This window comes from Halorubrum distributum JCM 13561 (assembly GCF_000337395.1).
In the GTDB taxonomy this organism is placed as follows: domain Archaea; phylum Halobacteriota; class Halobacteria; order Halobacteriales; family Haloferacaceae; genus Halorubrum; species Halorubrum distributum.
This window is the reverse complement of sequence record NZ_AOJF01000057.1, coordinates 39,734-61,070: the sequence shown is the minus strand read 5'-3', so window position 1 is coordinate 61,070 and position 21,337 is coordinate 39,734. Positions and strand designations below refer to the sequence as shown.

18 protein-coding genes and 1 tRNA gene are annotated in these 21,337 nt (G+C 55.4%); 7 read left to right on the top strand and 12 right to left on the bottom strand.

Annotation, left to right across the window (positions count from 1 at the left end; all coding sequences use genetic code 11):
• Window positions 1-16: 16 nt before the first annotated feature.
• Window positions 17-439, bottom strand: a complete 423-nt coding sequence (locus tag C470_RS13735; RefSeq protein ID WP_007345932.1) for a GtrA family protein — start codon at window positions 437-439, stop codon at window positions 17-19.
• Window positions 439-1,974 carry a sulfatase-like hydrolase/transferase gene (locus C470_RS13730; protein WP_008367983.1) on the bottom strand — a complete coding sequence of 512 codons (1,536 nt, stop codon included), beginning with the start codon at window positions 1,972-1,974 and terminating at the stop codon, window positions 439-441. Before C470_RS13730 ends, C470_RS13735 begins: the two co-directional genes overlap by 1 nt.
• A gap of 158 nt (window positions 1,975-2,132) precedes the next feature.
• Between C470_RS13730 and C470_RS13725 the strand changes: the two genes are divergently transcribed.
• Together C470_RS13725 and C470_RS13720 are read left to right on the top strand one after the other, a co-directional pair.
• A complete protein-coding gene (locus tag C470_RS13725; protein ID WP_008367980.1) occupies window positions 2,133-3,026 on the top strand; it encodes an alpha/beta fold hydrolase in 894 nt (297 codons plus the stop codon).
• A gap of 107 nt (window positions 3,027-3,133) precedes the next feature.
• Window positions 3,134-3,412, top strand: a complete 279-nt coding sequence (locus C470_RS13720; protein ID WP_004598964.1) for a DUF7553 family protein — start codon at window positions 3,134-3,136, stop codon at window positions 3,410-3,412.
• Window positions 3,413-3,428: 16 nt separating this feature from the next.
• Here C470_RS13720 and C470_RS13715 read toward each other — a convergent pair whose 3' ends face one another.
• Window positions 3,429-3,956 carry a hypothetical protein gene (locus C470_RS13715; protein ID WP_008367978.1) on the bottom strand — a complete coding sequence of 176 codons (528 nt, stop codon included), beginning with the start codon at window positions 3,954-3,956 and terminating at the stop codon, window positions 3,429-3,431.
• Window positions 3,957-4,039: 83 nt separating this feature from the next.
• On the opposite strand from C470_RS13715, the gene C470_RS13710 reads away from it, so the two are divergent.
• Window positions 4,040-4,114 (top strand) — tRNA-Val (locus C470_RS13710).
• A gap of 233 nt (window positions 4,115-4,347) precedes the next feature.
• On the opposite strand, the gene C470_RS15830 is transcribed toward C470_RS13710, so the two are convergent.
• Window positions 4,348-4,668, bottom strand: coding sequence for a hypothetical protein (locus C470_RS15830; protein WP_152418681.1), 321 nt, complete (start codon window positions 4,666-4,668; stop codon window positions 4,348-4,350).
• A gap of 464 nt (window positions 4,669-5,132) precedes the next feature.
• On the opposite strand from C470_RS15830, the gene C470_RS15825 reads away from it, so the two are divergent.
• Both C470_RS15825 and C470_RS15820 read left to right on the top strand, forming a co-directional pair.
• Window positions 5,133-5,606, top strand: coding sequence for a hypothetical protein (locus C470_RS15825; protein ID WP_152418680.1), 474 nt, complete (start codon window positions 5,133-5,135; stop codon window positions 5,604-5,606).
• Window positions 5,607-5,830: 224 nt separating this feature from the next.
• Window positions 5,831-7,537, top strand: coding sequence for a hypothetical protein (locus C470_RS15820; protein WP_152418679.1), 1,707 nt, complete (start codon window positions 5,831-5,833; stop codon window positions 7,535-7,537).
• Between the two features lie 109 nt (window positions 7,538-7,646).
• Here the strand turns inward: C470_RS15820 and C470_RS15815 are convergent, their stop codons facing one another.
• The gene (locus tag C470_RS15815) at window positions 7,647-8,360 is read right to left on the bottom strand and encodes a hypothetical protein (protein WP_152418678.1); all 714 of its coding nucleotides are present in this window, start codon (window positions 8,358-8,360) and stop codon (window positions 7,647-7,649) included.
• Window positions 8,361-10,106: 1,746 nt separating this feature from the next.
• Here C470_RS15815 and C470_RS16490 point away from each other — a divergent pair.
• On the top strand, window positions 10,107-11,024 hold the full coding sequence (locus tag C470_RS16490; protein WP_152418677.1) for a hypothetical protein: 918 nt from the start codon (window positions 10,107-10,109) through the stop codon (window positions 11,022-11,024).
• 127 nt (window positions 11,025-11,151) lie between these two features.
• On the opposite strand, the gene C470_RS15805 is transcribed toward C470_RS16490, so the two are convergent.
• Complete coding sequence (locus C470_RS15805) at window positions 11,152-11,892, bottom strand: hypothetical protein (RefSeq protein WP_152418676.1); 741 nt, start codon at window positions 11,890-11,892, stop codon at window positions 11,152-11,154.
• A gap of 781 nt (window positions 11,893-12,673) precedes the next feature.
• Here C470_RS15805 and C470_RS15800 point away from each other — a divergent pair.
• On the top strand, window positions 12,674-13,006 hold the full coding sequence (locus C470_RS15800; RefSeq protein WP_152418675.1) for a GNAT family N-acetyltransferase: 333 nt from the start codon (window positions 12,674-12,676) through the stop codon (window positions 13,004-13,006).
• A gap of 18 nt (window positions 13,007-13,024) precedes the next feature.
• On the opposite strand, the gene C470_RS15965 is transcribed toward C470_RS15800, so the two are convergent.
• The 6 genes from C470_RS15965 to C470_RS13670 all read right to left on the bottom strand — a co-directional run bounded on the left by C470_RS15965 (window position 13,025) and on the right by C470_RS13670 (window position 21,312).
• A complete protein-coding gene (locus C470_RS15965; RefSeq protein WP_160162947.1) occupies window positions 13,025-13,201 on the bottom strand; it encodes a hypothetical protein in 177 nt (58 codons plus the stop codon).
• A 513-nt stretch (window positions 13,202-13,714) separates the two neighbouring features.
• The gene (locus C470_RS13685) at window positions 13,715-17,596 is read right to left on the bottom strand and encodes an Eco57I restriction-modification methylase domain-containing protein (RefSeq protein ID WP_008367969.1); all 3,882 of its coding nucleotides are present in this window, start codon (window positions 17,594-17,596) and stop codon (window positions 13,715-13,717) included.
• 89 nt (window positions 17,597-17,685) lie between these two features.
• Complete coding sequence (locus C470_RS15960; RefSeq protein ID WP_160162946.1) at window positions 17,686-17,841, bottom strand: hypothetical protein; 156 nt, start codon at window positions 17,839-17,841, stop codon at window positions 17,686-17,688.
• A 40-nt stretch (window positions 17,842-17,881) separates the two neighbouring features.
• Window positions 17,882-18,895 carry a tyrosine-type recombinase/integrase gene (locus tag C470_RS13680; RefSeq protein WP_049908750.1) on the bottom strand — a complete coding sequence of 338 codons (1,014 nt, stop codon included), beginning with the start codon at window positions 18,893-18,895 and terminating at the stop codon, window positions 17,882-17,884.
• A 294-nt stretch (window positions 18,896-19,189) separates the two neighbouring features.
• Complete coding sequence (locus tag C470_RS13675) at window positions 19,190-20,239, bottom strand: ABC transporter permease (protein WP_007345929.1); 1,050 nt, start codon at window positions 20,237-20,239, stop codon at window positions 19,190-19,192.
• A complete protein-coding gene (locus C470_RS13670) occupies window positions 20,239-21,312 on the bottom strand; it encodes an ABC transporter permease subunit (protein ID WP_049908789.1) in 1,074 nt (357 codons plus the stop codon). Before C470_RS13670 ends, C470_RS13675 begins: the two co-directional genes overlap by 1 nt.
• Window positions 21,313-21,337 lie beyond the last annotated feature (25 nt).

Sequence of the window (21,337 nt, the reverse complement as noted above, 5' to 3'; positions counted from 1 at the left end):
AAGCGAGGGCGGCGGGTTAGCCCCACGTCCACTGCGAGTCGAGCGCGAAGCGGTAGAGCCCGCTGATGAGGATCGCGGGGACGTTCGCGACGAGCGCGGTCATCCCGCCCCACTCGACGAGCGCGTAGAGCACGCCGATCTGTATCGGCCACGCGGTACCGCGAACCAGGTTCGTCTTAAGCAGTCCGCCGAGGTACTCGGACAGGCCGGTGTTCTGACTCGCCCGAAACGTCCACGCGTTGTTGAAGACGTACGAGAGGACGATCGTGATCTCGATGGCGATCGTCGCGGCGAGGAGATAGTTCAGTCCGGCGACGTCGTCGAACAGCCACAACAGGCCCATCTGTATCCCTGCGGTGAACGCGCCCACCATTACGAACCGGCGCATTTGAACCGCGAGCGGTCCGCTAACGAGGTTGCGCAGCAGGGCGCGGACCATTACTTATACCCGAGCGCTTCGAGGCGGGCTTCGAGGTCTTCGTCGACCTCCTCCTCGCCGCGCTCGGCCGCGGCCGCTTCCGCCGCGGCGCCGCGCTCGCGGAGCAGCTCCGCGTGGGCGTCGACGACCGGCTCGAACCGGTCGATGACCGCCTGTTCCTCCTCATTCGGGTCGACCGCGAGGTTCTCCTGTTGGGTCGGGTCCGAGGGGCGGTGGTACAGCTCCCGGTCGCCGGCGTCGACGTTCTCGATGTACGTCCAGTCGTCGTCGCGCGCGCTGACGAACAGGTCGCCGTCGGCCAGCGACCGCGGGATCGGCTGCTGGGTCACCTCCTCGCCGCGGACGGTCACCGAGACGACGGGGTCGTCGGGGACGTCCGGACCGTCGGCGTCGTCGTCGGCCGCCGATCCGGTCTCGTCGGCCCCGGAGAGCACCGGCACGAGCGACTCGCCGTGCCACTCGGGCGCGGGGTCGACGCCGAGCAGGTCGGCCACCGTGGGCGGAATAGCGTCGAGTCCGACGTGACCGTCGACGCGGCCGCCGTCGAGCCCGGGCACGTCGGCAACGAACGGGACGTGGATCAGCTCGTCGTACAGCTTCGGATAGTGGGCGAGGTGGCCGTGTTCCTGGAACTCCTCGCCGTGGTCGCCGGCGAGCAGCACCGCGGTGTCGTCGGCGACGCCCGCCTCGTCCAGGCTGTCGAGCAGGCGGCCGATGCTGGCGTCGACCTGTCGCACCGTCGCCTGGTACAGCGTCCGGAGCTCGCGGAGGGTCCGCTCGCCGACTTCGAGGCCGAGGCTCGTCCGAGCGTGCGCGTGGAGCATCTGGTGGGTGCCGACGATGCCGTCGGAGACCTCGCGGATGTACCGCGGCGCGGGGACGTACGGGGTGTGGGTGTCCATGTAGTGGACCCACAGGAAGAACGGCTCGTCCGTGTCGTCGACGAACCCGGTTGCGGCGTCTTCGACGTCGAACATGCGCGAGGCGTCGAGGAACGGGCGGTCGTCGCTCTCGCCGCGGACCTTCGAGCCGAGCCGGCGGATCGGCGAGGAGGCGAGCTGGATCCACGCCTCGACGGTCGGATGCGCGGCGAGGTACCGGCTGTAGCGGCTGGAGCCGACGCTCGTGACGAACGGCTCGAACTCGTCGAACCCGTCGGGGTACCCCCAGTGGTCGGTGAGGAAGCCGTTCGCGGCGTTGAACCCGCCGGTCGCGATGCCGGCGTCGGAGAGCACCTCCGCGAGCGTCACCGACTCGTCGACGCCGATGTCGCCCGACCGGGCGAACACGGGCTCCGACGCGAGGATCGACGGGAACGAGAAGGGGGTCCAGTTGCCCGTCGCGAACGCGCGGTCGAACACGGTGCCGCCGTTTGCGAGCCCGTCGATGACCGGCGAGCGGCGGTCGGTGTCGTACGGGGAGACGGCGTCCGCGCGAAGGGAGTCTACCGTGACGAGGACGACGTTCGAGACGGTCGCGTCGTCGCTCGACGCGTCCGCGTCCGCTGCTGAAGGGGTCGACGAATCGGATGTCATAGGGTACGGTGCGAATCCCCGGAGAACGCGCTCACCGCGGGCGAACGCCGGGATTCGCGGATATAGTTGGAAGGGTGGTTGCCAGCCGCTTGAGGATTTCGATCCCCCACATACCGGGCGAGCGTACCTATTTGACGGTGCCGACGCACGGGATCGGTATGGACGAGACGCCCACCGGCCGGCCGGTCGACGAGGCGGCGCTGCCGGAACCGGTCCCCGACGACGAGATTCCGGAGTCGGTGCCGGGCCGGTCCCGCGCGATAGAGACGAACGGGGTGCCGCTTCACGTCGTTGAGGCCGGCCCCGAGGACGGGAAGCTCCTGGTCCTGCTTCACGGCTTCCCGGAGTTCTGGTACGGCTGGCACGAGGCGATCGCCCCGCTCGCGAACGCGGGCTACCGCGTCGTCGTCCCCGACCAGCGGGGCTACAACTGCTCCGCGAAGCCGTCGCAGGTGCGCGACTACCGGATCGACGAACTCGCACGCGACGTGGTCGGGCTGATCGACGCCTACGACCGCGAGACGGCCGCCGTCGCCGGCCACGACTGGGGCGCCGCGGTGGCGTGGTGGCTCGCGCTCGGCCACGAGGAGCGCGTCTCGGAGCTGGTCGCGATCAACGTCCCGCACCCGACCGTCTTCGAGCGCGCGCTGCGCAGCTCGTGGGACCAGCGGCTCAAGAGCTGGTACATGCTCGCGTTCCAGCTACCGAAGCTCCCCGAGGCGGTGGCGAGCGCCGGAAACTGGCGGCTCGCGACGGACGCGTTACGCGACACGAGCGCGCCCGGTACCTTCACCGACGAGGACCTGCGGCGGTACCGACGGGCGTGGAACCGCGACGGCGCCTTCGAGGCGATGGTGAACTGGTACCGCGCGATCGTCCGCGACCGTCCTGACCCGCCGAAGACGGAGGTCTCGGTGCCGACGCTGGTGATTTGGGGCGGTCAGGACCTGTCTCTTATACACATCTCTGAGCNCGCGCCATCAGAGATGTGTATAAGAGACAGACTGGGTGGTTCACGAACACCCGCACCGTGTCTCCGAGGCGATCGCTGACCACGCCGACCCGCTACCGCCCGGCGCGCGCGAGTGAGCCGGCCGGGAGATCCTGTCCCCGCCGCGCCGCCACAAAGGTTATATCTGCCCTCGCCCAAAGGACAGATATGAGCAAGCACTTCGAAGACGCACGGTACTACCTCGGTCGAGCGGCGGAACACGCGAAGGCGGGGGTCGTCGAGGAGTTAGAGCCGGTCGAGGCTCGCGTGAAGGAGCTCGTCGGGCGCGAGGACGAGGAACCGGAACCGGAACCCTCGCGGCTGGACAAGCTCCAAGCGGACCTGAAAGAACTGGAAGAGCGCGCGGAGGGCGAGGCCCGCGAGGCGGTCGCGTCCGCCCGGAAGCGCGTCGCGGAGTACCGCGGCAAGGACGCCGCCGCGGAGTAGCCACGCCGCGGACTCCTTATCCGATCGGCGGTCCGGACGCGGCGACTGCGTCGTGACCGATCCGCTCCTCGGCGGGTAGCACGGCGTACTCGATGCCCGCTTCCTCGAACAGTGACCGCGTCCGCTCGATTCCCTTCTCGGCGTCGACGTCGGTCGCGCGGTAGTGCCGGATCGGGTGGCGGATCCACGACGGCTCCCAGTGGGCGTACACGTCGGTCGTCGAGCGGTCGGCGCCGGCGTACAGCGCGAGGTGGAGCTGGTGGTCGCTCGCGAGCGCGCCCTCGGGGTACCGCACCCAGCTCGCGACGGTCGTCTCCGGAGGCGTCTCGTAGTCGCGGTACTTGAGCGAGGAGACGAGGTTGCGGACGAACCCGAGCCGGTGGAGCTGCGCCTCGACGATCGGATACGGCTCGCGGAGCGTGAACGCGTACTGCTCGCGAGGCGTCTCGCGCTCTGCGTAGAGCCCGACAAGCGACAGGGGCGCGTGGAGGAGGCTCGCGACGCCTTGGCGGAGGCGTTCGAGGAAGCGGAGTTCGTGGGTCACGGGGGCGATCCGGGCGGGTGGGACATGAACGATTCGGCGGAAGGTAACTCTTAAGTTCGGAGGTCGGATACCTCGACACGAGCGGGTTGGTGGTCTAGCCAGGTTATGACGGCTCCTTCACACGGAGCAGGTCGGCGGTTCGAATCCGCCCCAACCCATACGCGCTTCGCGCGTCTGTGAAGTAGTAAATCACCAGAAGGCGGAGCCTTCGCCTTCCACCCCCTCAGCAATTCACCAAGTCACCGGCTACTTTTGTCCCAAACCGCCATACGTGGCGGGGTTCACCGAAAAGTAGTACCTACAACCACTAATAGCTACCTGCTATCGACAAGTAGCCGAAATAGAAAAAAGACCCAGACCTGTTAAAATCGGAGATGAGAACTTGTCAACTCTATTTTAACTCAATTGGGAGTACATTTTCTCTTTTGTAGAACTCACGAGTCATTTCGAAACCTTCCTTGATCGGTACTTCATCTAAGAGTCCCGATGCTTTGAGGTCGTCTTCAATGACCTCTGCTGGATTTTCGTCAAGCCTCGGGCTGAGAGACGGGTAGTCCTCTAAAATTTGTGCGATAGTATCACGGTGGGGTTGGAGATATTCGTCTGCTGTGTCTTCATGGAACCCATCGAAAGCAGTCCATAGATCAATTACAGCCACAAACGCAACTGATCTCCGAAGTTCCTGTTTAACACCCGGAGAGGTATCGGTCATTATTATTATACTCTCAAGTTGTTTCGCATTGATAGGTCTCGCAGGATTGGTTGTATGGTATCTTGTTACGAGATGTTCGACACAAGTAGATTAGAATAGTTGGGACTTGTCACAATGGGGACACTGTGTGACGCTCTTTGCCCCAAGAGCGGTCGCGCTCCCAGCCAGTGCGGCACCAACTCCAGCTCCTGTCGCACCTCCAGGAACCCATCCCGAGACCAGACCAAACCCACCTCCTACCTTCGCCCCGACCCCGGCAGCAGTAACAACAGCAGCCGCCTTTGCTTTCTTGTTCTTGTGTGGTGAAAATTCTGAACTACAATTGTTACACTCAATCTTAGTTTTTCCCATAGTACCAGATGATGGCAGATATTTATAAAATCTATGTAACATATTTGAATCAACAATTCTTGATTAGGTGACCCACCGGTACAACCTAAATAGAAGGAGAATATGTAGACAACATGGACATTCCTGGAACAGAAAAAGAGTACAAAAAAGAACTAACATCTATACTTTCTCAAAAATATAGCCCATCTGAGTTCGACATACAAAAATTCTCACACGTATCTCAAAAAACTCACAGTAAGATGCTCGGAACAAGATATGAATTTGTTGGGCTAATGGACGACCGTAGTATTACACCCGAATCACTCCAAGATTCATTGCCTGAATTTCAAAAAGAGGTCAAAAAACACCTTACTACGTGGCAATATACATCATTTCAGCCCTATTTAAATGTAGTAGGAGTCACTGATGAGATCACAACAGCCACCAGAGACTATCTCTCAGAGGGACCCCCAGAATCTCATATTGAATGCCCTTTTTCGATTTATGTTGTAGATGTGAAGTCTGGTGGATATCTTGAGTACAATTGGCAGAAGTTTTCCAGTGAAGGGGGTGATTTTAATGAATACATCATACAACCACTTGACTGAAGCTACTCCGTTCTATAAATTGGATTACTTGAACAGACATAGTAAGAGAATTTTCAACAAAATCATCGTTAGTATTTAATCAGAGTACAAATCAACATCATAGTATCCGTTCTCTAAGTCTATCTTCAAATCTAACGATAAATGACGTTCGTTCTCGTCTCAATGAAACAATTCACCGAGCCTTCAGTCAAGATGGAACCACTCTCGTTGAAGCTCTCCCTGCGATGGGAAAGAGCTACCACGCCGTCAAGTGGGCTGAAAGTACAGGGAATCCGCTGACGATCTTCACTTCTCGGCGAGAATTGTACGGACAGTACGAGAAGTGGTGTGGGGAACAAGGATTAGACTACCTCGTACTGCCGGCGTTTCAACATGAGTGCGAAACCATCGGAGAGGACTACCACATTGAGGGGAGAATTACTGAGCTGTATGAGTCCGGTATTTCGGGAGCAGAAATCCACCGAGAAGCACAACGGTACTTTGGCAGAGATCTCCCGTGTCAGCTTGACGGCCCCTGTAGGTACATGGAGAAGCGGGAGTTCAATCCCGAAGACTACGACGTCCTGATCGGCCACTACCTCCAAGCTCACAATAGAGACTATCTCGAAGACCGCTATGTCGCGATTGACGAGTTCCCTGGTGACTCTTACTTCTTTGAGCCGACTCATAACGACGCAACAAGAGCGGTGAGTAACTACCTGAAAAGTGAGGATGCTCTCCCATTCAAGAACTGGAAAGATCTCCATCGTCGGCATGATAACGAAGAACACGAGCAGGTTGTCTCCGAGTGGAAGGAGGAGTTGGGGTTCTATTCCCACCGGGATACACGGGTCGTCCTCCAACAGAGTCCACACTTCCATGCTCACGCGCCGCTCCTAACTCATGCTGCTATCAAGTTCGACCTCTTAGAGAACGAGTGGGAGTATGCCGAACTTGGTTCCGGTCGAGTGGCGGTCAGAAGTCCTGAAGACGAGTGGACTGTTCTGATTCCTCCGCCGTTCTACGCCGCAGAGAGTGTCGTCGCTCTGGATGGAACACCTACTGTCTCGAAGTGGCGAATGGCCCTTGGAGAGAACTGGATAGAACATGAAGAGGTCTTGGACTCGGAAGAGGAGAAGCGAGCATACCTCCAAGAAGTCCTTGAACTCGAAATCAAACAGACAGACGCTGGATCGAAGCCATATCAGAGTGGGTCTCACGTCAATGTCGACTCTGACGGCGCACTCTTAGAGAGTATCCATGAGGAGGAAGGCTCTCGGCCAGCTGTCATCACCTCCAAGCAAGCAAAGGAACAGTACGAATCGACTGGCGTACAAGAACACATTGAGGTCGCGGAACACTATGGGAACCTCAAAGGGAGTAACAAGTTCGCAGAAACACGGCTTGGGGTGATCATCGGTAGTCCCCACCCTCCGGAGGGGGAAGCAGTGATCCGTTGGGGAGCGATCGATGGTAAAGCGGTTTCACGAGAAGAGGACAAAGATGGAAACGTCAAGAAGGGTGTGAAGTTGAGCTTCGGAGACTTCGGTAACGCACTCTTCGCAGACGTCGTCGAGAAGGAAGTTCTACAGGCAATCATGCGCTTCGGCCGGACTCCAAGTGATGGGGAGAAAGGTGCGACAGTATATGTTCACACTTCGCGCTTGCCCTGGTGGGTGGAAGCTGACGAACGCTTGGAGGTCAGCACTTGGTCTAAGGGGATGGTCGAAGTTGTGAAAGCGATCCGCGACTCCGAGAAGTGGCCCGATGGTGAGTGGAAGAACGACGAGATCGCGGAGGAAACGTCAGTCGGAGATCGACAAGTGGGCGAGCTGATGAAGGAACTCGACGAAGAGGGATACGTCACTCATCGTCGCGGCGGCCGCGGGAACGCGTATCACTGGTCGAACCAGCGCCTCGATGAGTTCACGCGATACGGGCGCGTGGTGTAGTGTTTCCGAACTCTGACGTACTTAGACTATACGTGATACTTCGGAAAGATCGTTCACAGAGTAGTACCGCATTGAGTCGGCACTATTCTCTGCCGTAATTCGCGGCGAATTACTGATTACGACGCCACTCATCATAGTGTTCACGAGGGGCTTTGTGGACAGTACCTCGTCCAGGGGCCTTCGAGCCGTGATGAACATATGCGACATGACTCAGTTTGACTTCCACAGCGGGATCCCCACAGTACGGGCACTCATACACCGGCTCCTCGACAAGTTCCTCGGGAAAAATTCCTTCCCACTCTGCTGCCTTTCGACAGTCTCCACAGAGGTTTGAGCTGCTACCAAGGAGTACCGACCACTCTCCCGCAGAGATATTCTCGACTGGCTTGAGAGATTCTGCTGTCGATACGTTAACCCCATAATCGCACAGTGCTTCTCCGCCATCTACAATATGATCACGAGGGCTGGGGTTGAGAGCAGCCCCTTCTCGATAATAGACATGGAAGCCTTCGACTGGTGGGCATACCTCATCATCTGGGATCTGGTTCTCTTTCTGCTCATCCTCTACGAACTGTTCGGGGACAATCTCTCCCCGTACTGCGAACTTCCGACACGAGGTACAGAGGTCGGAATTGGAGTTGAGAAGTGATGACCACTCTTCATTCGAGATATCATCGAATGGCGTCAATGAACTGTCTTCGGGGACGTCAACCGAGTGAGAACAGATAGACCGGCCATCAGATACGACGTGGTTAGCACGGTCATCCTCTGTATCGCGGTAATAGACACAGTGATCAGCGGTCTGATCTAACCGGAGGAACATACCATTGATACGTGCTTCACCCACTTAATACCTATCAAATAAATTACTAAAGGATTAAAGAGGTCGTCTTAATTCATTGATTCTTACTCGCTTCCTGGGTGAACATTATATGATTCTGAATCGCAAGCGTTGCTCACGGATAGCTTCGCATTGAGTCGGCATATCCCCTTCCGTGTTCACTGTCGAGATCTCTATTATAGCACATAACTACCAGAATTATACAATATAACTTATTCTGATAGGTAGGCGGATGACACTCATATTGTGCTTCGTTCGCGGCCGGCAATTGTCTGAATACACCTTCCGCGTGAGTGAGTTCCATACAATCATCCGTAGTTACGCTCCTTTGAGTCGGAGTGCCGTTCGGAGCCATCTCACACGGCATACTGAAGCCGTGATAGCATTACTTAGTGACACCACACCGCTCGGCCTCGCGCGCGCTGCGGCACAGCACAGCAACAGCAGCGCCCGCACGCACACGCAATTACAGCACAGCACAACAACAGCTACCACTACAGCAACTGCTACAGTACTACTACCTCCCCTCAATGCGTTATAATATACAATTCATACTATTATAGCTAATAGTAAGGTGATTAGACTCACTACTTCTTCCCCCTCAATGCGTTGTAATTTGGAATTATAATAGACAAATACATACTCGTAGATTTGGCCGGTCAAGATCTTGCCAAGTGTAGCTCGCGAACGGGAGCCTGATAGCGAGAAAGTGTTCTATGTGTCAGTTCGATTTTACGGTGTCTGGTAGGCCCGCAGTTGGATTCCCCCGTGGTATGAATGGTTGTGTTCGTCACGGTGTGAAAACCGCTCCTGAGTAGTCTGAGAGCATCGACCCACAGACCAGCTGCCAGATATATTTAATATATCTTATGTGACGCACATCATACCAGATAATATAAGATAAGTTGGAACATTCGTCGATCTTCTGAGCGCGTTAATAAGTGACCGTCTCTCAGAGATTTTTGGTTTGAGGTGAGAAAATTTGGGTCAGTCAATGTGCCGGATCTTGTGGATATTGTGTCTCGGATAATGAGAGCGTATGGATGATATTAGATCAGCAGATTTTGTTAATAATAATGCCCGCCGACTACTTCAAACATCACCATCCCTCGGTGAATCAATATATAAAAACCCTTGGAATCGGGACGGAGTAGAGAGGCTGTAACGGCTATCCTGTAAGGGTATATAAATCCTTTACCATTAATAACAGTGGAGGAGGACAGAGGCGAATCCTTCTCCTGAATCTACTATGCGAGAAACTACTATCAGCGTCAGCCGTGCCGAAAAAGACGCACTCAATGAAGCACGACTTACGATGTACAATACCGACGAAATACCCTACGGAGCTGTAATTGACGAACTCGCTGGCCGGGTAATTGACGACAAGGAATAGCGGCAGCTGCTGAATTCTACATCTTATGTCGATTTCTAAATCTAACGAGCAGAATCCATATTGTATCGGTGAATCGGATAATGAACGATCTTGTACCTACTGGACCCAAAATGACCGTGACTATTTCATAGATCCAGACGGGGATATGCTGAATCTCTCACGGTTGACTGCCTACGCAGAATATGGCGAAAAAGTCCACGATGCTGAAGTCCATCATGAAATACCGGCTATCAAAGCAGACGTTCCTGAGTTCTTGGACCCCGTTCCTCTGAGAAAGCACAGACAATCTCACTCTGATCCTACGATAGTCGAGATCGACGGAATACCGCGACTTCGTGTTGACAGCTGATGGTAGCCGAGACGACTATGGCGGACACCACGAAACCGAACCTGGCGACCCGTCTAATCCAAATCACGCAGCTCGCCAAAAGCTACCACTCGCACCTCCATCGGTCAAGGTAGAACGACTACCAGACCCACTCACAGAGGACGGGGAGCCACTATCCATTGAGGAGGCACGAGAGGCGTACCTACGTACTCAACGAGCTTCATGGAACGCTACCGGCCGTACATCGAAGTACGAACGCCATCGGTATCATCTCTATCCAAGGATTCTCAGCGCCGATCGTCACTTCCAATCGGAGTACAAAGGGTTGACTACGGCGATGTTCTCGCGGCGGCTTTCACCTATCGACGAATCTGGAAATTGGCTCACTCCGTGGGAGTGTAACGAAATGCTACATGGAGGCAGCATTCATCGATCGGTTCGGGAAGCCGTTGACTACCAACTTGACGGGTTCTCGTACGAATGGGTCGCAGTTACAGCGCCGACTCAAAGTGCTGGTACTCCGCACGAACATCTCTACTTCTGGATTGACGATCCGGACAACGAGGTGACGACAGAGTACTTCGACACGGGACTTGAGAGACACTTGGATCACTGTGTTAATGCCTGCCAAAAACATCACCAGTATCGGACTGATGGATCAGGTGGAGCGATTACAGTCCAACGCTCCCCCGAAGTTGCCACAGAATATCCGGACAAGCTCGATAATATTCTCGAAGAGAGTTCGCCACGTCCGAATACGCTGGGAGCGCAGTATCTCGCCTCTCAGCTCGCTCATCTTTCTGTTGGAGACGTCTACGATGGGGGCAAAGAGAATCCACCAGAAGCTCTCCTCGACGGGGCGGCATTGTCATGGGCGAGTCCACGGAACTGGTTCCGAGCAAGTCGGGGAGTGCCGTCGTTGTAGAGTTTCCGTTGGGTAGGCCATAGTCATCTTGGTACATCTGCTGGATGAGAAACGTGCCATATGAACTGCCTCCAAGGTTCGATTTTGAAAGACGAGACGACTATGGACTGTTGCCAGGAATCGATATTCAGAGATCTCGGATGATATCTTCAGTCTGCGTGATTAGTCGATCTACCTCACTCAATGTGGGTTCATCTTCATCAGCGTGAGCACACTTGTTCCGTAATTTCCCTAAGTACTCAATTTGTCCGTGTTGTGTTTTTGAGATGGTGTCCGCCTCATACAAAGCATCGGCTAACGCTTTGATGCCGTAATCATATTCGTACTCAACGTCACGCCCAGTCACCTCACATTCTGTGAGTAAGTGTCGCTCAAGCGCGACACCTGTAACTACCCCCGCTGGCCGAATCAAGTCTCTTTCAAGCAACTGTTTTGCTTGGTGAATCTCCTCATTAGTAATTTCTGTAGAGATGCCTTTTCGCACACGGAGTTCCTCCGCGTCAATTTTCGGAGGGATAGAATTAAGCAGATTTTGTTGAGTTGTGAGATTCCTCCGTAGCGCTGTATTGTAGACTCCCAACCTTGTGAACTCACAATCATCAAATTGGATCACCGATGAGAGGGTGTTATATGCCTGAGCGAAGTCCGCTTCTCGTTTTGGGAGGTATGTTGAAACAAGCGTGAGTGCTTGGTTATACCAAATCTCGTATTCCTCCATGAGATCTTCAACTTGTACCCAATCCACTCGTTCTGTCTTGATTTTGCTACCAGAGGTACTGTCGTCGGCAATGTTGTATGCTTTAGTGGCGAATGAGTCAACTTGCTCACTAAGAGAACTGATTTCTGACTCAAGCCGCTCCCGATTCATGTTGCCACGCTATTGTTGTTGAACGTATATTACTGCCGCCCACCTACACTCGAAGATGGCAGTTCAACTCCTGGAGTTGTTTTCCGTGGGGTAGCTCATAGTCGTCTCTGCTGAGACAGAGTGAGAATTATTCTCTTCGTTAGCAATATTCCCCCTCCAAGGCTTGCTATTATCCAGCCAAATTATAAGCTACCCGTAAGGTTATATATCCATCATGTGTTGTCTGTGAGCGGATGGCACCCCAGACACAGACGATAACTGTTGACCGCGTCAGTAACAGCGGCAACGCCATCGCTCACCAGCAGCACGCTGGTAAGACCGTCCTCGTTCCTGCCGGAGAGGTCGGTGTAGAATACGACGTGCGGATGGTCGATCAGGGATCTCACTTCGAGGCCCAACTTGTCGACCGTACTGAGCAGACTCAACCCTCGCAACCGAGCATTAGTCCCGACACGAGTAACATCGGGAAGGGACGCGGGAAAGACTCTCACTCTCATACGATCCAGTCGTCGCCAGCTGGTGGGCGACTGCGTGGGATTCCTGGTGGGTCTGGGAAGGAGCAGCGTCGACGTATGTCTCAGCGGAAGAAGTAGGGAATGCGAGCGGAGCGATTATTTTTTGGATCATTTCTGACGCCGAGCTACAGCTGGAATATAAGTCACCTCAAAGGATTGGTTCTTCGACAAACCAACTCTCAAGGCTTCTGTCAAAGACAAAGATCGGTCTTTAATTCTTTATATAAATAAATTTATACTTCTGGAGATACTACGATCATACAGAAATGATTGCCGAAGCTGAACTCCCCGATCAAGTAGACCGAACTGATATAGATCTCACCGATTCAATACTGGGGTACGATATATTGATCGACGGGCACTGTGTTGGAGCCATCGAGGGAGTACCTGGCGACATACAGTATCTCATGGTAGAACCTCCACACCAAGGTAAGGGAGTAGCACGAGCTACACTCAATGCGTTCATTCATCGGAGTCAATTAGAGGGAGCCTCTGAGGTCACGACGAACAACGTGATCCATTCTGCGATGGAACACATCCTTGAGACCGAAGGGTTCGAGGAGCGAACCGACGAGATAGGTTGGGTGAAAGAAATCTGAGGACGACCAACCCTCAGCTCATTCGAACAGGTCCACCGATTCTGGATCGGTCACATGGGAGCCGGAATTAGCTGATACTTCTGAAGCGGGAGTGTATTCGTCATCGTACTGGCTCAGAACAGCATCATTTTGGGCGATAATCCTCTCGACGGTACGGACCATCGAGTCGATCTCGGAGGTCGATTGACTGTCCATCTGCCAGGTCTTTCTGAGGCGGCGGCCTCAAAGTACCGAAACTCCAACCCGCTCTGAGCTGTTATTCGAAATCGTCACGGGTTATCGGTTCGCCCGCTGTGAAATCTTTCCACGCATCAGGGTCTTGGAAGCCCATCATGTCGGTCATACTGACTCCGATACCCCCAACACCGAAGGCAAAAATCGGGGTTGAGTGTAAGTACGCTCCAAGGAGTGCGATACACGGAAACATAAGAACGCCCCCAGCAGTTGCTTTGACCTGTCGATTGCTCATTTCGTGTGGCGTTCGAAAGTCCACCTGAGTCGGGACCCTTAACCAATATCGAGAGAAGAACGTATTTCCTCCGAATATACGCCCAAATAGAAAATGCACCAACTCATGAACAAATAGACCGGCACCATAGAATCCAATCATGACGACCACATCTTGGATGAATCCGATATTCATAGGCCGCTTTCTACAACGAACTCTTCCGTCTAATACCCGGAGGGTGTTTCGGGGTAGACCTGCTGTTAAAACACTTCCAGGTAGTCTTCGATAACGTCTCTTTCGTCTTCAGTCAGTTCAAACAGGTCGTACACAGTTTCGTCTATCTCCGCTTCCAGCTCTTCGATACTCGTCTCTTCGACAGCCTGTCGATCGGCCTCCAGCGCCTCAATGAGTTGTTGGACCCCTTCGTTCGACCTTGGAATCGGAATTGTCTGTTCTTCTCTCTTCTTCATACTCCGACCGTCTACGGCAGCATGAACATACTGCGCTCGAAGCTTGCGTTCCTCACGATCTCCTTGATCCATGAGGGGGTCGGTGATCTCGTCGGAGCGACCAGCGGTAACGGCGAACCGGCCTTCTGTTCCTTTCTCCTGAATATCTGCGTTCACCGGATAACGTCGTGTCTGCCACTCATAGTCAATGTATCCGAGTTCGCCATCGAAATCGCCGAAATACGCTTCGGGGAACCGCTCTGTCTTGTTACTCAGATCGACGATTTCGATGATGTTCTCGACTTTCGACGAAATGTCATCAGACGTTTTAGTCTGATCAGAGGACAAATATGGTAATTTTTCGACAAACTGTGCGCGATATTCATACGCTCCGCTGATCTTGAGCGCCGCAATATGCTTGAAATAGAAATTAAGCGCTTTCGAGTTGAGTTGAGCTGCTAACACCGATGTCTGGTCCTCCAGGTGAGGCTCGGCCTGAATACCGTATCCGGTCTTGAAGTACCAACTCCCGGTCTCGTCGAACATGAACCGAGAATCCATAGAGATGGCGGGTGCTATTAATTTCAACCGCTCAAACCGTTCATGACTCTTCGGATACGTAAACCCATACCAGTCATCTCGCCCACGCATACGCCCTCCTTCCCGCGATTCGAGAGAATCACGATGGTCCTCAAAGTAATCCCATGTGAGAGGAAAGTTCTCACGCATCTCATCAGGATCGTATAGCTGTGCGTTTCGCTGATCTCCCTCTCCCTCGACGTAATATGGCAGAATAACGTGCTGACCAGACCAGTCACCACGCCACCGTCGAATATCGTTTCCTTGGAGCCAAGGACGCAGAAGATCCGTCTCGACTTCGTATGTCCGCTCCTCTCCAGATGGTTTGACTGTGACAGTACTACCACCATCTGAACTATCTATCCGATCAGCATCAACGGGGGTGACAACGTAGATCTTATTTGCTCCAGTTTGTGTCCCAGCGAACACTGAATCAACAACATCAGATATTCTCTGGTCGGCATTTCGTTCAAGCTTCTCGAAGATCTCCAGCTCATGCGGTGGCATCAGTGCCCAGTAATCATCTGCCGTGAGACGGTTCTGGGGGAAATCAAAAACATCCATATACTGGTCGCTATATCCCGCGTGTCCACGTTTCTCACTCACCAAGTCAATAACTTTCTCGTCAACCGCACGGCCAGATTCCTTGTCGATATTTGATTTTACTCGGATGCTGCGAATATCATTTTCACCCCTCAAGTCTGCTTTATCCTCTTCTTCCAGAATGAAGATGGCAGGACAATTCATAGCATCCTCAAAGACACCCGAATTGCGGAAATCGTACATCTCTTCGATTGACGTCCGCTCCAATATCTCCGCCCTCATTCCAGCACCGTAGTCCGTATGCATGAACTGGTTCGGGACGATGTATCCGAGCCGACCCCCATCGTCCAGAAGATCGATTCCTCGTTCGGTGAACAGACAATATAAATCATAATTTCCTATCGCGGAGTCATAGAGCTGATCAAGGTACTCTTTCTGCCGGTCAGGAAGGTTTTGAACGCGAACGTAAGGTGGGTTTCCGACGACATAATCGTAGTCCATGTAGTTCTTCACGACGAGTGCGAGGACAGTATCCTCGAACATTTTGAATAGCCGGCCATCACCGTGATCCTCCTGTAGATATCGAACGGTCGCGAGAATGTCGTTAACGTACGGCTCGAAGAACTCCTCGACGCCCTCGTACTCGCGAGTCGTGTAGCGATGGATTCCTTCTTCGAGTCCACCACCGTACTCCCACCAACTCTCCTGCATATGGAATTTCACCACGTCGAGTACGCCTTGTAGGGCTGCGTAGTACTCACCGAAGTTTCGAACACCGGCGTTCACTTTGGCCGTATCGTACTTCGGCATCCGCACTCGCTGGACGAGGAAACCGTCCTCAAGTTCGGAATCAGCTACCTCATCTTCATCGACCTCAATGGGTAGGGGCACGGGGATCTTCACGTCCTGACTGTCCTCCGTGATCGAGTCAAGCGTCATCTGCGTCTGCCCGTCATCCCCAAGATCGATTCCCGTTAGTTCGCGCTCGTTCCGCAAGGAGTCAGTTCGGAAAATCGGAAGCCGTCGTATAGTGAAGTTTTCAGTCTCTTGCTTCGCTTCCCGGTATTCAGGGAGGATAGCGACCATGAAGCGAATCTGCGCCATCAACACCGCGAACGGGTGAATGTCGAGTCCGACGATATGCGGTGTCGTACACAGTTCGGTGAGATGTTCTGACCAATCAGGATCGTCGTTGTACCGACGTACGTCCTCAAGATAACGATTAACCGCTTCGACGAGGAACGTCCCAGAACCGCACGATGGATCGATGAGACGCTCCTCTGATACGCCGACGTCGTACTCCACGCCGTCCATGATGTAGTCGATGACCGGCTGTGGCGTGTAGAACTCTCCAAGCGCCTGCCGGGTCTCGGGATCGAAGTACCGCTGGTAGAGATCGCCGAGCGGGTCGCCCTCGATCTCTGCGAAGTCGAACTTGAGGACCGCAAAGGAGACGTGAGCGATAGCGCGACTGAATCTCTCACGGGTTGCTGGACTTACCCTGCTAACCTCGCTTCCCTCCTTAGCCACGTCACGGAAGCGGTTATACGGGTTCTCGTGTTGACTCGCAGTTTGTTCGCCGTAGCCGTCCGTCCACCAGATGAAAATGTCGTCCTCGAACAGACTCTGGACGAGCTGATTCCGCATATCCTCGATCATCCCGTTCGCTGCGACGGGATATGCGTCAAGTTCGATGTTCCCGCTGAAACCACCGATTTCATCGAAGTACCGACGAAGGCCCTTGCTGTTCGGGAAGAAGTCGTGATCGTCGGTCGCCTTTGCCAGCAGTAGACGTGCCAGGAGAGCGTGACCGGACTCCAGACAGAACATGAAATCCCGGAGAGACTGGTTACCCTCAATGAACGGTTCCCACGAGTCGGGTGTCTCGTCTGGTTCGCTGGCGTAGCTTGCCTCCCAGAAGTCGTATGCTCCTTTCACGAACTTTGCCTCCTGTTCGTCACGGAGTTCAACGAGTAGGTCCATCATCGCCGTCACGAGATTAGCGAAGGGGCTGTCCTCCTCCAGCCGGAACGTCTCGAAGAAGTGTTCCTGTCCGAGTTGGCCGTCGAGTTCCACTTCGTCGAGACCGTCGAGGAAGACTGTAACACTCTCGGGATCGGTAATGTCCCACTCCGGTTTTCGGAGTGCTGCTTCGAGATCGGCGGCGTCGCTCTCTGTTGCGTCTTCGAGAGAGATCGTCAGAAGTCGAGAGTGTTCTTCCCGCCGATAGAGTCGGATTTCATTCCCGTTGGTGAGGACACCGTAGTCAGCTTTGAGTTCGTCTACGTAGTGGAACAGTTGCTCTTCGTGAGGACCGAGTTCACGACCGCTCGTTTTGAACTCGTAGACCGCTGTGACTGACTCGTTGCTGTCAAGAGTGACGTAATCCGGACGCCGGTTGTCGGGAAGCGTCCATTCGCTTCGGAGATCGTGTCCGGCTCCCTCGTATCCAAGGAGGGTGTAGAAGTTTTCATTGAGGAAGGTATTCTCCACGTCCTTTTCGCTCATATCCTCATTCAAGCGGGAGGAAATCCCATGGAGGGCGTCGAGAATCCCCGAGCTATCAGTCATATCACAGCCGACACATTCGGTAGTGAAAAGTGTTCACGACGCGATGCGAGGAGGAATCTTTCGGGACCGTTCGCCAGAAACAGAGATCGTTAGTTGGGCTGTTCTTTCTTCTGTTGTAACTCCTCCTTAATGCGTTCTAACACAGAGGAAGCATGACTTCGACCCTCAAGGTCTCGGTCCTTTGAGTCGACTATCTTCTCCATTTCATGCTCAAGGAAGACAAGCTGGCGGAGAGTGAGATCCATATAAAGAATAGGGACCGTAGGTTTATAAAAGACGGTGAGACTATTCCATATCGAACATCTCTCGCCGCAAGTCTCGCTTCTCAGATTCAGTCCGAGCGTCGTAGTGTTTGTCCAGCGTTGGGATGCTGACGTTCATCCGGTCGCTGATTAGCTCCTTCCGGTGTCCCTCATTGAGCCAATGGGTGATAGCCCCTCGTCGCATCGCGTGGGGCTTGTGAGATCCAGGACATTGCGCTGCCTTGTTGTACTCTTGGACAGCGACACACTCGGACTGTTCTCGATCGTGGGGACACTCTCCGGTGTAGTGACACGGACGGGTCAGTCGGCGGATGTGGGTCCGGAGATTAGACTTCGCCATGCGACCATGCTTTGAGGCGAAGAGAGGATTTCGACCGTAGTCGTCCTCCACTTCGATGTGGTTCATCCGCAGATAATCATCGAGAATTTCGCACACCCAATCGTGGAGATTTACTTCTCGTTCGGCCGGTGCCTTGTTTTTCTGCGGAGTACCTTCGTCGGGATCATGAGACACCTCAATGTATTTCTCTTCGGGATAGTAGTCGTCAACGTCTAACGACCGAGCGTTTCCGAGACGCATTCCCGTGTCCCACAGGAGAGCAAAGAGGGCGTGTCGAGTCGTGGCGTACTCAAAGTCGTCCAAGTATTCGAGAATCTGGTTCGCCGTCTCGGGGTCAATCTTCTCCGAGCGGACCTTCTCGTCGGGGTCGTTGAGGACCATGTTCTCGACAACCCACGAGTCGATCAGTCCCATCGAGTTACACCACTTGAGGAAGCTACGGAGTGAGCAAAGGTCGTTGTAGAGCGTCATTTCATTGACCCCACCTTCCTCTCGGCGGTGCTGCTTGAAGTCGGAGATGTGAAAGCCGTCTATATCGCAGATGTTGTCGAGGTCAATCTCCTCGCAGAAGTCGCGGAATATCCCAAGCGACGAGGCGTTGTTGTAGTGGGTCGACTCAGCCCACTCGGGCTTCTTGTCGGTGAGGAATCGTTCGATCGCGCGTTCCGGAGCCATCTGAGTTCGGGATTCGGACATGGTGGATACGAACCCCCCGATGGTGGCTTGGGAGAGTATGGGTAGCCGGATTCACACTCCTGCGGTGCTGCGCCGGAGTGCGTGTGAAACCGCACGACGGCGGGCAGGCCGGCGGTTCGAATCCGCCCCAACCCATACGTTCCCCGGTCGTTCTTGAAGGAGACAACCCTCGTCAGCTTATGCGATTTGGGGAGTGAATCTACTTTCGACCATAACAGGTCGGCGTGTTCGGGTCCATCACGGCCAGCGGTTACGACAACGTAAAATCGCCGGACGAGTAAAGCGACGAAGGTGTTACTCCTCGCTTTCGTACGGCTCACCGACCGCAGAGGGCGTCTGTGTGGAGCCCCAGACGGTGAGCACGAGAATCACGCCGGCGTACGGGAACAGGTTGACGAGTCGGTTTGGAACGTTGATACCGACCGTCTGTAACTGGATCTGGAGCATATCCAGTCCGCCGAACACGAGTGCCGCGACGGCTGCCCCGATGGGGTTGTAGTTCCCGAACAGGTAGGCGACGATGCCGATCCAGCCGCGGCCGCCGACCATCGTCTCGCCGGTCCCGGTGAACGATCCCGCTTGCGCGAGCAACACCGCACCGCCCAAGCCGGCCATCACGCCCGAGAATATCACCGCGGCGTACCGAACACGCGTGACGTCGATGCCGGCGGTGTCGAGCGCTTCCGGATTCTCGCCGGCCGCCTGGATCCAATACCCGTATTTCGTATCGTTGAGGAACTTCCACGCAGCGACGGCCAAGACGGCGGTGACCATCACCAGCGGCGACGTGTCGAAGAAGATCGGACCGAGCACCGGAATATCCGCGAGCACCGGCACGGTCAGGTCGTTGATGCTCTCGAGGCTCGGGCTGTTTCGGCTCTCCCAGACTAGGACCGCCATGAACGGACCGAATCCGAGACCGATGAACCAGAGCGCCAGCCCCGCGACGATCTGATCTGCTTCGTACCTGATCAGCAGGACGGCAAACAGGACGGCTAACACCAGACTGACCAGTACCGAAGCGAGGATCGCCAGCCAGACGTCGCTCTGGCCGGGGGATCCTCCGCTGATGATCCACATCATCGTCGCCGCGGTCGCTGCCCCGAAGATCATGAACCCCTCGACGCCGATGTTGAAGACGCCGCTTTTCTCCGCGTACAGCCCGCCGATCGCCGTGAGGGCGATCGGGGTCGCAGCCTGGAGCGAGCGCTCCACGAATCCGATCGTAACGATTTCCCAGAACGGCAGGTCCATCGCCACGGCTGCTATCGCCGCTCCAGCGACGAGAACGGCGATACCCGCGATTCCGAGGCTGTTTCTCTTGGCGTATTCGGCGAAGCTCATCACCGGTCACCCCCGAGACCGGTCCGCACGGCAGCCATGCGGAACAGCTCCGGCACGGCGACGAAGAGAATGACGAGTCCGATGACGCCGTCGATGAGCTGTACGGGAACGTCGGTGTAGATCCCGATGTGCGATCCGGCGGACTCGAGACCACCGAACAGCAAGCCGGCCGGAACGATGCCGAGCGGATTGTTCGCGGCGAGCAGACTCACAGCGATCGCGTCGAACCCGTACGTCCCGATGCCGCTCGGGTCGGTGTAGTACCCCTGAATCATAACTGCGAAGACCGCCCCGGCGATTCCCGCCACCATCCCGGAGAGGGTCATCGTCAGAACGACCGTCCGCTTGGCGCTGACGCCCGAGTACGTCGCCGCCGATTCTTGGTGGCCGCTCGTTACCATGTCGTACCCGAATCGGCTGCGTTCCATCACGATGTAGATGACCGCGACGGTCGCGAGCGCGATGGCTAACCCGACGACCGAGAATCCGGAACTGTCGAACACGACACTGGGAAAGGAGACGTACTCCGGAATCCGCTCCGTGTTCGGTGCCGCGTTCCCTTCACCGCGAAACGGGTTCTGGACCAACCACCCGACGACGCCGGTCGCGATGAAGTTCAGCATGATGGTGGTGATTATCACGTTCGCGTCCGCGTACGCCTTCAGCGCGCCGGGTAACGCACCGTACACGCCGCCCGCGAACGTTCCCGCAACGAAGCCGATCAGAATCAGTCCGGCGCCGCCGACGGTCCCTTCCGGTAACAGCGGCGCCGTCCAGATGATCGACATGACGGTCGCGATGCCGCCAACGACGAACTGCCCTTGGACGCCGATATTGAACACACCGGCTCGGAACGCGACCGCGACCGCGACGCCGGTCAGGATGAACAGCGTCGAGAACCGCAGCGTTCGTGCGATAGCCGACTCTCCGCCGACCGCTCCGTTGATCAGGCTGACAAGAAACTGGACCGGGTCGTAGCCGGCCGCCGCGACGATGGTAACGCCGATCAGCAGCGCCAACGCCGTCGAGGCGGTCGCGATCGCTAATCGCTCGACGACCGAGGCGCGCAGCATCCGTCCCGCCGCCCGATCGACGACG